Raw genomic sequence first — 12,764 nt, 5'->3', positions numbered from 1 at the left:
ATTTAGTTGTCCCATTTTATTTTAGCTATAATATTCTCGGTTTGTCTGATATCTTTTGGTGTTACGGATACTGTTACCCACGTTTCATTATCGTTTATGTGTATCACCCCAAAATTTCCCAGATCACCTTCACTTTCGGGGATCGGTATCAATACCTGTTCGGTTTCCTTCAATACAGTGAGATTGGCAGGGTCGACCTGTGCTATGAATAATGGCGCACGATGACGGAAGATATTATCGTTATCGGCTCCTTTGCGTGTATAGATGAGGAATAGTCCTTTCGAATTACTGACCCAGTGTTGCTGAGTATTGTAACTGCCCAGCCACTCGCCGTCATTAAATTGCCATTCTTTCATAGGTTCATAACTAAGTCCATCTTTACTTTTAGCCACATAGGCACTGTTATCGCCACGCATAGTGAGAAAGTACTCTCCTTTATAATTGCATATTGATGGCTCATACAATCCCCTGTGTTGAGGAACAGTGAATGTTGTTCCATGTTTCAGATATTTCATCTCCTGCCCATCGTAAGAGCAAAGTATAACCGTTGATACATAATTCCGGTCTTTCAGATAACGGATAGGAAGTAATACATTCCCATTCTTGAGGTCGGTTCGTTGGGTACAACCTGCGTTGACACAGTAAAAATCGTCGCCATTGTCCAATTTATCGGGAAACTCGACAGATTTTATTCCGGACCATCTGTTTTCGGACGGATCGAAAACGGCATATGCCACTTCTTGCAGATGTTCTATATCCATACGCCTGTTTCCTTTAATTCCGGCAGTATCCTGTGGATATGCGAAAAAAGTTTTTCCTGTACAAAGCACCGTCTTTGTTTTTTCGTGCCACTCAGGAGTCACATCTCCAAAAGACCGCACCAAATTATCGTAGGTAAGATGCCGTTTCAGGTTTTCGACAACATCGGGCGTAGACCATTTCTTGCCATCTTTACTATATGCTTCGTAAATATCGCCATAGGCATGAGTCCCATGTCCATAAATAGACATGGTCATCATATATTCTGTCTTTCCATTTTTGGGAAAGAAGGCAGACCTAGCCTGCAGAAACAATGTGTCTGCAGACCGGTAAGTTACCTCCCTTTCTATATTGAAAAGAACTATTGATTGCCTTGTAGATGCCTTACATGCATGAAAGATGAAAATACAGAATAATATAGCAACATATTTAAAAAATACAGGAGCCTTTTTCATCAATAATCCAGGTTAACGTTAATATTCGAATTCGTTAGGCGTGATGTTCGGATTTGTATTTATAGATCCGTTAGAAATCGGCCAAAGCAGAACGTTTTTCTCATTATCTCGTCCAACAAGGCTGGGCACTTTCTGAAAGACAACACCAAAACGGATAAAGTCCCACCACAATTTACCCTCGGCAGCAAATTCCTTCATTCTTTCGTCCAGAATCTTTTCATCTACCTGAGCCTTTGTCAATGTCTTAGGATAATAATTTTCCACTTTATATGCCCGTTTCGCTATCTTGTTCAGCTCGTCAACAGCAAGGTCTTTATTGTCAAGAGCATTTTCTATCTCTGCCCTGAATAATAGGAAATCAGCATAGCGGTATACAATGATATCAGAATCCAGAATACGGGTATTTTGCTCCCAGGTTCCTGCAAATTTGTTTATCCATTGTTGCGTGCGTTTTTTACCTTCATCATAATATGTTTCGTAACTTACAGCAGTTCTGGTATCCTTGCTGTCGGAAGCCATAAAGTCCATATATTCTTTTGTATAGAAACATCTCTGCCTCACACTACCTACCTTCACCGGAGCTTCATGTAAAGAGGCTGTTACGTTTTGTGGCGCTTCAAGAAATACGTCCGGATAACCTCCCGTATATTCATCTCTTAAAAAACTCCAGGAAAAAATGATTTCTTTATTCAGTTTATTCTTGAAAACCAGAGCAAAGTTATCTTCCAGACCATAATCAGAATTTCCTGCTATGGCGTTCACTGCGGTTTGAGCTTTCAATAACGACTCATGTCCTCCTCCTCTTACCTTTGCCATCCATAGATGAAAGTCAGCTTTCAACATATTTATGGCAACTTGTGAAGCTTTATTTCTCTCTACAATGCTTGCAGGCATTATATCTAGCGCGGCTTCAATATCCAAATCTATCTGCTTGAATATATTTTCTACAGGTTCACGAAACGGATACATATCTTGTTTTGAAGATTCATACCCTTGCAGCAATAGCGGAGCATCGCCCCACAGCCGTGCAATCCAATAATAACAAAATGCCCTTACGTAGTAAGCGTTAGCCAATACCTGACCTTTTTTGTTATCATTGCTGAATTTAATACCCGGAGCATGTTTCAATATCAAGTTACAATCGTTTATTGTAGTATATAGTCCTGCCCAGTTAGCTTGTCCGCTACTTGCGGGGATTTTATTCAAATAGATTTCGTCACGATAGCCTTCCGAGCCGTCGCTTCCTGCTCCCCACAATCCGGAACGATATTCGCCCCAAAATGCAAAGTTAAATCCGAAAGTTGCTCTGAATTGACGATATGTTCCGTTTACTGCAGCAATTGCATCTCCTTCGTTTTCCCACATATTAGCAGATGTGATTCCACTCTTGTAGTCTACATCAAGAAGATCGTCGCACGATGTAAATAATGTAGCCAATGCCAAAATCGATATAATTAATTTTATTTTCATATTTCTTCTTTTTTAACGATTAAAATTTAACCATAGAACAGATTAGAATGTGGCTTTTATTCCTAAAGCATATCTCCTTGTTGCAGGATAATTATTATATGAATCGGAATATGTTGAGGATGTTCCTACTTCGGGACTGATGCCTTTCACGGCCGTGAAATAGTGTAGATTGCTTCCCGACAAAGTTATCGTTAGCGCATGCATTCCCAGTTTACTTATTGCCTTAGCCGGCACATGATACTGTAGGCTTATGTCCCTGATACACAAATAATCTCCTTTATAATTAAAGACATTAGATGTTCGCGTGAAGTTGCGGTTTCCATCGTTAGGGTCGTCCGGTGTGAAACGGGCATATTTAGTATTATCGCCCTCTTGTTTCCAACATTTTTTCACATCTTCAGCCAAAGCATAGTTGTATGAGAATGTATTCATAAAATAACGCATATAGCTGTTGTCATTTATTGAGTGCCCGATAGCCCAATCCAAGAATATATTAAGAGAAAAATCTTTATATCTGAAGGAGTTATTTAATCCTCCGGTTGTGTGTGGCACCGTTACACCTAATTTGAAAACATCTTTGGCTGTAATTTTACCATCTCCGTCTCTGTCAACCCATTCATAATCGCCCGGAGATTTACGACCTTTCTCCCGTTTATTGTCTGTAATACTCCATCCATTGGCTTGTTCGTCATATCTTGCATTTGCAGCTTCTTCATCATTTTGAAGTATTTTTTCTACTTTGTAGCCATAATATCCATATAAAGATTCTCCTTCGGCTCTTCCGCCAAACATAGTGCCGTCATCTAGTCTGATTCCATCTTCACGGTTCCTGTCGTTTCCGTTATCAGGCATCCTCAACACCTTGTTTTTAACATAGCTCCAATTTATTTTCGATTCCCATGTGAAGTCTTTCGTATCAATATTTCTGGTAACCAGCTCTATGTCAAATCCTCGGAATCTTACTTTTCCTAAGTTCATTTCAACAGAACCAAAACCCGCGGTATTAGGAAGTTTTTTGGTAAATAGAAGGTCATCCGTTATTTTGTTGAAGTAATCTACTCTTAGAGATATTCTGTTTCTTAACAGGCTGATATCGAATCCCGCATCCAATTGTGTTGTTGTTTCCCACTTGAGATCGTTATTAGGCATTTTGGATGGGGTGATACCTGAGGCCCCGTTATATTGGGATGTTGCTGCATAACTTCCTAAGGCATCATACATTCCTATATTGTTATTACCTGTTTGTCCGTAACTGACACGCCATTTAAGAAAATTGATAACCGGAATATTCTTCATGAATGTCTCTTCGCTCATTATCCATCCTACCGATGCTCCGGGGAAAAATCCCCATCGGTGACCTTTGGCAAAAAGTGATGAACCATCCTGACGGAAAGTGGCTGAGAACAGATATTTCTTATCAAAATCGTAAGTCAAACGCCCAAAGGCTCCTGCAAGGGCAATCTCGTCATATTTACTGTCTGCACTTTTTTTGTTGGGAGAAGCACTTAATGTAGGGATTTTGTCAGAACTACCACCATCGGCAGATGCACTGAATTCTTTATAGTCTTGCTTCTGATAAGAAAAACCTGCCATGGCAGACAAATTGTGTCTATTGAACAACGTTTTATTGTAAGTCAGATATCCATCAATTTTGGTTCTTTCTCTTTTCTGAAATCGTGAGGTTACGGGACGAAGTCCGTTAAATTCATTAGCCTTTTCGAAAGCATCGTAATCGTATGTATTGTTATAATATGATGCTTGAACATTGGCTTTAAGATTTTCGAGAATGAAATAATTTATTTCTCCGAAGAGAGATACAATATTCCGTTGGTCATCTCTTTGTTTCATGTGTTCAGTCCATAACGGATTTGGAGAAGCGGCATTGTATCCGGGTGTTGGTGTTCCATCTTCGTAGTATAGTTTCTGAGTAGATGGGTTTGCCAACGCCCTTGATATTTCATTCATCTGGCTGGAAAACTGATTAGATGTTGTTCTTGAATAAACAAACCCCATAGTTGCGCTTAACTTTCTGCTAATCTGTATGTCGGTATTAGCTTTCGCACTCATTCGGGTATATCCTGTTCCGCGTGCAATACCATCATCGTCAAGGTAACCAATACTTGCAGAATAACGCATCGATTCGGTTCCTCCGTCAATGCCTACGTAATAATTTTGCCAGGTAGTTGTCCGATATAACAAATCCTGCATATTATTATCCTGAAAGATAAGGGTCTTGGTTGGGTCGAGAGGATCAACCATCGACTGATATCCCGCAGGAATAGTTTCTCCGTCATTCAGGTAACGTGTTGAATAGAGTGAATTTGCATCATTTCCCGAACTTGCCGAAAAGCCGGAAATATCGTTCCTTTTAGGATAGGGACTTACAGCTACTGCCGGGCGCACGGTGTTGATGTAGTCTCTGGCATTCATCAGGTCTATTTTACTTTCAGCCTGTTGAAGGGCAAAATTTAAATCGAACGTAATGCGAGGTGCACTATTGCGGGTTCCTTTTTTTGTAGTAATAAGAACAACCCCGTTCGACGCTCGTGCTCCATAGATAGCTGTGGATGCTGCATCTTTCAACACTTCGATAGATTCAACGTCGTTTGGGTTAACTCCTGACAATTCCCTTTCAACTCCGTCAATCAAAACTAATGGGGCATTTGTTTTATTGATAGAAGACCCTCCACGGATGGTGAAAGATGGGTCTGCACCCGGTGTGTTGTTGTTTGAATGTACTCGCACTCCGGCCATTTTACCTTTCAACCCATCGCCAACGGCTGTGATGGGTATGTTTTCGATGGCCTCGCCACCCACTTTAGTTACGGATGAAGTCAGAGTTCTTCTTGATTGTGTACCATACCCTACGATAACGGTTTCGTCAAGAATCTTTGATGAGGATTTTAAAATGATATTAAGATTTGTCCGGCTATTGCTTACTTTTATTTCCTGAGTTTCGTATCCGAGAAAAGAGAAAATGATTGTTGCACCGGGAGATACATCGAGTTTAAATTCGCCATCCAGTCCGGACACAGTACCTGTTGATGTACCTTTTACGATGACACTTACACCCGGCAATGGCATATCGGGATCTTCCATAATGTTGCCACTAACCGAGATTTTTCCATCTTGCGAATACAATGTATTAGTAGCACAAAATACTATTAACAGAATGATTAAATGAAATTTTTTATGCATATTTGTAGATTGTTTGGAAATTTGTAACTAAACGATTTCTTTTCAAGAAGAGGGAGAGAGTGGAAGTCTCTCCTTCTCTTTTTTGTTAAAACAAGGCTATTTTTTCACATTCATAAAGTACAGATTTATAGGTTAATATTAAAAAGAAGGTAATTTTTCTTTTCTTTGTTTAATCAAGTTTCGTTTTGGAATTATCCGCTTTTTGCATTATCTCTTCCATATTTTCAAACTGAGTGTTTAAGTGCAATCTCATTGCTGTTCGGAACGAATCCGGAGTTCCGGTTCTTAAAACCTCAACCAAACCCGCATGTGTTATTATTTGTTTAATTATATAGTTGTCGGGGCGAGGTGCGTATACGGCAAACAGTTTACCCAATAACTTTTGAAAACTCTCAAGTCCTTTGTTCCCGACAATACTATACAGAGTTTTGTGAAAAAGAATATCCAATTGTATCGATTCTTCGGTAGAGGTGGTACCCTGTTCCTGTTCTACAATTTGTTCAAGCAGACTAATATGTTCGGGTTTCTTTTTAAGGAAAAGAAAATCGGCCATGCCAATTTCCAGCATTAAGCGCAGTTCGTAAAGATCTCTTAATGAATCGATATCGAGAACTCCGGAATTGACAATTATCTTCATCGTTCCAAAAACGTCGGGCGATGTCAGAACTGTTCCTTTTTTGCGTTTAGTTTCAATAAACCCCAAGGTTCTCAAGCTACTCAATGCTTCTCTCACAACCACACGGCTTACTCCCAAAATATCAGCCAGTTCATTTTCTTTAGGCAGAGTTTCTCCTTTCTGGATTTCGTTTTCATCTATATATTGAAGTATTCTTCTTTGAATTTGCTCCACAAGACTCAGATCTGTATTGTCCATAGTATTTTGTTTTATTGTATGACAAATATAGATTATTAGGTAATACATAATACTTAATATAATGTTAATATATGTAAAATATGTTTTATATCATGTATTATGTAGTATCTATAAATGTTTTTTAGCTACTTTTGCTGTAAATATGTAATATTCTATAATAGATATGTAGTACTTATTAATATAATATTTAAATATCATGAAAAAAATTAAGGGTTTAATTGTAGCCCCATTTACGGCATTTGACAAATTAGGAAAATTGAACTTGTCGATGATAGAACGACAGGCCTATATGTATAAGAACAATAAAATCAGCGGGGTTTTTATTTGTGGAACAACCGGTGAAAGTTCGGCTCTGACAATGGACGAGAAGAGAATCCTTTTTAAAGAATGGGCAAAATACAAAACAGCCGATTTTAAGGTTATCGCATTTTTGGGCGGTACGTGTGTTGAAGAATGTATTGAGTTGGCATTATTGGCTAAAGAATGTGATCTTGATGCCATATCTCTCACCGCTCCTTATTATTTTAAGGCTGCCAACGTTAAAGCGTTATCTGATTTCTGTATTGATGTGGCGTCAAGCGTTCCGGATATGCCATTTTTCTATTATCATATTCCTTCTTTCACAAATGCCTATTTCCCGATGATAGACTTATTGGAGGAGATTGATGGCAAGTTGCCTAATTTTGCAGGCATAAAATACACTTACGAAAACCTGATGGATTATCAGCTTTGCCTCGATTTCAAAAATAAAAAATACGATATACTCTGGGGGCGAGACGAAATGCTTTTGGGAGCTTTAGCTATGGGTGCCCAAGGGGCCGTTGGCAGCACATATGGTTATATGGCACCTATATATAATAAAGTGTTCGAATATTATGCACAGAAGGATATGTTGGGTGCGCAAGAGTTTCAACTAAAAGCGAACAAACTGATTTGCTTGTTGAATAAATATGGAGGAGGAACAGGAAAAGCCTTTATGAAGGCTACAGGTTTGGATCTTGGTGCATATCGACCTCCGGTATCCAATTTAAGCAATGAGCAAGAAACGGAATTTCTGAACGAGCTGGAATGTCTGGAATTTTATTCGTATTGCAATAAAATGGGATAATTTTTGCTCTTCCTTTACTTAACATGAAATTGTCAGTCTTGCCGTATTTAACACCTGCACACCGGTAAATAAATATAAGGCGTGTGCAACAAAAAGAAACAGCCACTTGCATTGTATTGTAAGTGGCTGTCTTTCTTGCTCTTCCTCTTGGACTTGAACCAAGGACCCTCTGATTAACAGTCAGATGCTCTAACCGACTGAGCTAAGGAAGAATTGGTAATATTTGTACTTTTTTTATTTACTTATTTCTCTATGGCTTCAACCAATAATATTTGAAAACCATTTTTACAGGCGCAAAGATAATTATTTTTTTATAATTAAAAAATAAGAGCGAAAAAATATTACTTGTAAAAGAAAAAAAGGATTGTGATTAATAACTAACCACAATCCTTTTTATATGGATGATCTTCTATTTACCTACTACTGTCACCATTAAGTCAGTAGTAAATGTCTGAATAGAAGTTCCCTTAGTATAAGTTGCACCTGTATATAATCCGTGAAAATCGTTTCCACCCGAAACGCTTCCACCCGTGTATATAGTATAGCCTGCATTTTCAGCAAAGTCAGGATTACTAAATAATAATGTCATTTGTTTGTAATTTTGTGGAATCTTGTATGTCAGTACGGGTGCCCCACTGTTAGATTCTATATGAATAAGCTGATTGGCTGATCCTGAACCTTCATAAACAACAGATCGCTGTGTGCTAACCGATGGCGCAGGAATACTGCTCACGCCTCCGATGCCCAAAATAACACCACCCGTAATCTTAAACGTGTTGCTGCCACAATCGAAACCACTTCCCGACGATGTTGCACCTGACGCCACAATAACTCCATCTGTGATGGTTAATGTTCCGTTCGCATCAATAGCATTGCCAGTTGCACTGTATCCATATACGTTTCCTCCATTAATTTCGATGTTTCCTTTGCTTGTAATAGCTTTCGCCTCGGCACTACCCGAACTGTGTTTATATTCTTCTCCCGATGTTGTTATGTTTAGCTCGCCATCGTCGATGGTCAGGTTGCCGTCGACATTGATGCCTTTTCCTCCCGAACCGGAGCTTGTTATGGAAAGTACACCCTGTTTGATGATCAGGTTTTCATCGCATTTTATTCCTGCAGCCGAAGACAAACCTTCATCGCTTTTGTCGTAAAATGTATTACCCGTAGTAGTCAGCGTCACGTCTCCTCCGTAAACTTCCATATCTCCTGCCACTTTAAAGGCTTTTGCTGCTATTCCTGTAGTTTTTATATCAATATTTCCGGAATTTACATACACCTTTCCCTTTTTTGTCCTGATTCCGGCCGATTTTTGTCCGCGGGCATTAACAGTTATATCTGTGGCAAGTGTTATATGACTCGAAATATCTATTCCTGTTTCATTGTAAGTAGATAAAACACCGTCGCCTCCGCAATTTATGGTTAATTTCCCTTCATTCAATTCGATGTAACCTCTTTCACATTCAATACCGTCGTTTGTCGATTTAATGTCCAGTACACCCCCGTCCATCACAAAATAATCGTTAACATGTATACCGTCTTTATAGGCACTTTGTATTGTGATATTTCCACTTCCGACATGGATGTAGTCGTCGCTGCAAATGGCATGCCTGTTATATCCTTTCAGAACGAGATTGCCGTTTCCGTTGAATATCAATTGACCTTCGCTGAAAAAAGTAGCTTTCATATCTTCCTCGCCATTGCCCGGAGCATAAATATTGTTGTCGATCAGGCGGTTATTAGTCTCTCCTACCAAATAAACAGATACCTTCTTCCCCGATTGTATATTTATGGCGGGTCCATCCGATTTAATCAGGCTGACACCATTCAGTCCCAATCCGAATTTGTAGTCGCTATATACTTTGAACGACCCGTCTGTGTGTGAACCGGAAAGCACGTAGTTTATTTCAGTGTCAACAACTGTTGAAGTCACCACCACATCGCCACCATTAACAGCAATGCTAACGCCATCGTTCTGATAAGGGTTGTCTATAACTATCTTATCCATAGAATATGTGATCACAACGGCATTAGAGAAAACCGTGTCTTTAGGATTCGTTTCGAACGGAGCCTTTATATCTACTTCATTATTCTCGGGATTAGTCCCATCAACAACAGGATTGTCATCTTTGCTACACGAAAAAATGGATAGAAGCAAGATACACGACATAAAAAAATAAATTCTTTTCATAGCTTATTCTAATGTTATGTTTTTATTAATCATGCCAATTAGCATTTGAAAAATATTGGTTTAAATTGTTGCCATGAGGGCGTAAAATTTTACATCCCTACTTTCGGACAGACTAGAAGCCTGCCCCTACAATCAAACTACCCCCTCCCACCCTCTCTTTTGGAGAGGGTTAGGGTGAGGTATATCAAATCCTGATTCGCATTAATCAGAAACTATATGAATATCCGATACTCAGGATATATTTGTCTTCCGGGTTTTTCACATTAATCTCCTTGTCTAGTATTCCCGACAAGTCGATAGTATGTTTTTTGTTCAACTTATAGGCCAGTGATAATGTATAGCGCAATCCGTCAAAATCATTTCCATCCGGATTGTTCAATTGAAAAAATGATTCGAAAGACAACGATGGTGTAAATTTGCACATGGGAATATCATATCCCACTTTTATTCTGTTGCGCCAACTCCATTCAGGATTTGTTTTGTATTTATCCTTTTTTCCGCTCTTTTTTATCCGGTCGCTGTCGTCCTTGGTTGTTGTCTGGAAGCGTTCACGCAGCGAAAACACAAAATTGCCCCATTTTTTCCGTCCTTGCAGAAATCCGATAAAGCGATGGCGTGGCTGAAAATCCCAGTATTCAATATCGTGAAAGTAGAGAAATTGATAGGCTAGTCCCACTTTTACCTCTTTTATAATGCTGTAATCGCCGCCAACCTTCAACCCCCAACGAGCTATTTCGGAAGAATTTTCTCTGGTACGCATCTCTAATTCTCCGTTTACAGCCCATTTTTTATTTATCTTTTTTTCTATCTCGATATTCGACCAGATACCGAAATCGTCCGATTGCCCTTTAGCCGTTATCACTAGAAACAAAAAAAGGCACGATACAAAAAATCTGTATTTTGTCATGTTATCATTAAGTTGATTATATTAATTGCTATCTCAAATTATACAAACCGCAAAGATTTTCTTTTGTCATACTGAGTGTAACAAAGCATCCGGAAACACATAACAGTTGTCAGTTTACACCTTGTCGTCGCATGGGATTGTAAATATAAGGATGAATTGCATTTATCCGAAAGTAGGAGTGTAAAATTAATCAAATAACGCTTTATTCGATATAAATTGACAACAGATGCGAACAACTTGCAAACGATATTACGAATCACTAAGATGCTCGTCTGTTTTGACAATATTGTCTGCTGTGTTCACCTTCCCGTTTGTTGTGTAATAGACTTTTACATAAGCTATATCTTTCAAAAAATCGACCTGTCCTATCTCGAAACGTTCTATTTTCAAACCGGTTCTATCACAAAGGTCATTTAGCATTTCGTTGTGATGCTCTGGTTTTATCAAATCTATTTTTTCGTATATCACCAGTTTACAGGCTGTATGCTTTATTATTCGGGTTGTTTCCAATATCCAAAACATAACAATGAAAATAATATTGGTGGAAACCAACTCAACAATGCTAACTTTATGATTACTAAGCGCATTGATTACTGAAATACCTATTATGGCAAACAAATACGTCATTTCCCGCACGGGAAGAGCATCGGTTCGGTATCGCAATATGCCGAAAATAGCAAACAAACCTAATGCAAATCCAACCTGAATCTTCACGCTATCGAGAAGAAATATCATTAAGAAAATGGTTGTGCTGACCATAAAAAAAGTGAACAGATAGTCTCTCCTCTGCGTTTTCTTGTAGTATAGAAACCAAATTATGATACCTGTTACAACCAGATTGAACACAAAGCGAGCAACCAGATTGTAGAATGCCTCTTCGTGTATTAGATCGAGTGTGTTATTCATATTGAAACGGGGTTATTTTGTTTATACCTAACAATTTAGCTTTAAATAAATTTTTCTTTACTTTTTCAGGATTTTCTGTAAGCGCAACGCCAAGGCAATATTTACTCATTCCCTTGGGTCTTATCCTTAATTGGTTCAGGCTGTTCATCACAGGGGAGTATGAAGACTGATTTTTTTTTATTTCTATGATAACCAGTTCGGGCAACGATATGCTTTTTCCTGTATACCTGTTTCGGAAGCAAAGGCTGTGGTCTATTGTAAGCCGTTCTGTTTTTTCTTTATTCACGAGGGTTATACGTTGATAAAGACTCCACAACTTTCCTTCTAACGAACGTGAACAGTAGGGAGAGTTTGACGACAGAAACGAAGACGATTCTTCTTCCTGTATAGATTCGTGAGTTTTTCTACTTATTCTTATTTTTTTGGTTATTCCCTTGTTCGATTTTCGTTTTATTTCGAGAAAGCAAAGATTTGAATCGACATACTCACGGGTTCTTACTTTCAGCCGATTGAGCTTGCCGTTTTGGTGAGCCCTATACATTTCGTAGTCAGCAGTATCGTAATATAATGTAGCGTACCCGAACGAACGTTTCCCGTCGATTTCTTGTATATCGTAATCAACCGTAAGCCTGTCTAGCAATTGAGGTAATAAATTTAATGGCAAGACAAACTTTTTATCAATACGTTTCATTAATCTGATATCTTCCATTTGAGATAAGGAAATACTATCAAAACTATTTAATTTAAGGTCTGCAAGTCTAGTCATTCTTTCGATTAGATTTTGATAATAATTGCCAATATACAAGCGTATATTTTTATTAAGTGTTTTTTTAACCCTTATTTTTATATTATTAACGCAGTTTATATTTTTTTATTTTACAAACAACAAACTATAT

The 12,764-nt window shown here is 38.5% G+C and carries 9 protein-coding genes and 1 tRNA gene; 1 reads left to right on the top strand and 9 read right to left on the bottom strand.

The genetic code is table 11. The annotated features are described in order from the left end of the window. Nucleotides 1-2: 2 nt before the first annotated feature. From D0T56_RS02670 to D0T56_RS02655, 4 genes are all read right to left on the bottom strand, one after another. Nucleotides 3-1,214, bottom strand: a complete 1,212-nt coding sequence (locus D0T56_RS02670; RefSeq protein ID WP_163318590.1) for an exo-alpha-sialidase — start codon at nucleotides 1,212-1,214, stop codon at nucleotides 3-5. 18 nt (nucleotides 1,215-1,232) lie between these two features. Beyond that, nucleotides 1,233-2,684 (bottom strand): RagB/SusD family nutrient uptake outer membrane protein, encoded by a 1,452-nt coding sequence (locus D0T56_RS02665; protein WP_163318589.1) that lies wholly within the window; start codon nucleotides 2,682-2,684, stop codon nucleotides 1,233-1,235. 42 nt (nucleotides 2,685-2,726) lie between these two features. Further along, nucleotides 2,727-5,882, bottom strand: a complete 3,156-nt coding sequence (locus D0T56_RS02660; protein ID WP_163318588.1) for a TonB-dependent receptor — start codon at nucleotides 5,880-5,882, stop codon at nucleotides 2,727-2,729. A gap of 169 nt (nucleotides 5,883-6,051) precedes the next feature. Continuing rightward, nucleotides 6,052-6,756 carry a FadR/GntR family transcriptional regulator gene (locus D0T56_RS02655; protein WP_163318587.1) on the bottom strand — a complete coding sequence of 235 codons (705 nt, stop codon included), beginning with the start codon at nucleotides 6,754-6,756 and terminating at the stop codon, nucleotides 6,052-6,054. A 196-nt stretch (nucleotides 6,757-6,952) separates the two neighbouring features. Between D0T56_RS02655 and D0T56_RS02650 the strand changes: the two genes are divergently transcribed. Beyond that, nucleotides 6,953-7,864, top strand: a complete 912-nt coding sequence (locus D0T56_RS02650; RefSeq protein ID WP_163318586.1) for a dihydrodipicolinate synthase family protein — start codon at nucleotides 6,953-6,955, stop codon at nucleotides 7,862-7,864. A gap of 138 nt (nucleotides 7,865-8,002) precedes the next feature. Here D0T56_RS02650 and D0T56_RS02645 read toward each other — a convergent pair. The 5 genes from D0T56_RS02645 to D0T56_RS02625 all read right to left on the bottom strand — a co-directional run bounded on the left by D0T56_RS02645 (nucleotide 8,003) and on the right by D0T56_RS02625 (nucleotide 12,634). Continuing rightward, nucleotides 8,003-8,076: transfer RNA gene (locus tag D0T56_RS02645), tRNA-Asn, on the bottom strand. A gap of 197 nt (nucleotides 8,077-8,273) precedes the next feature. Continuing rightward, nucleotides 8,274-10,055 (bottom strand): carbohydrate-binding domain-containing protein, encoded by a 1,782-nt coding sequence (locus tag D0T56_RS02640; RefSeq protein WP_255490996.1) that lies wholly within the window; start codon nucleotides 10,053-10,055, stop codon nucleotides 8,274-8,276. A gap of 205 nt (nucleotides 10,056-10,260) precedes the next feature. After that, entirely contained in the window at nucleotides 10,261-10,962 is a 702-nt protein-coding gene (locus D0T56_RS02635; protein WP_163318585.1) for a DUF2490 domain-containing protein, read from the bottom strand. 249 nt (nucleotides 10,963-11,211) lie between these two features. Next, entirely contained in the window at nucleotides 11,212-11,868 is a 657-nt protein-coding gene (locus tag D0T56_RS02630) for a DUF4956 domain-containing protein (protein ID WP_163318584.1), read from the bottom strand. Continuing rightward, nucleotides 11,861-12,634: a polyphosphate polymerase domain-containing protein gene (locus D0T56_RS02625; RefSeq protein WP_163318583.1), complete on the bottom strand. Its 774-nt coding sequence runs from the start codon at nucleotides 12,632-12,634 to the stop codon at nucleotides 11,861-11,863. The genes D0T56_RS02630 and D0T56_RS02625 overlap by 8 nt, the downstream gene beginning before the upstream one ends. Nucleotides 12,635-12,764 lie beyond the last annotated feature (130 nt).

It is taken from the genome of Dysgonomonas sp. 520, from assembly GCF_010501095.1.
Taxonomy (GTDB): Bacteria; Bacteroidota; Bacteroidia; order Bacteroidales; family Dysgonomonadaceae; genus QVMP01.
The sequence above is the reverse complement of the archived record's forward strand: the minus strand, read 5'-3'. Positions and strand labels throughout refer to the sequence as shown.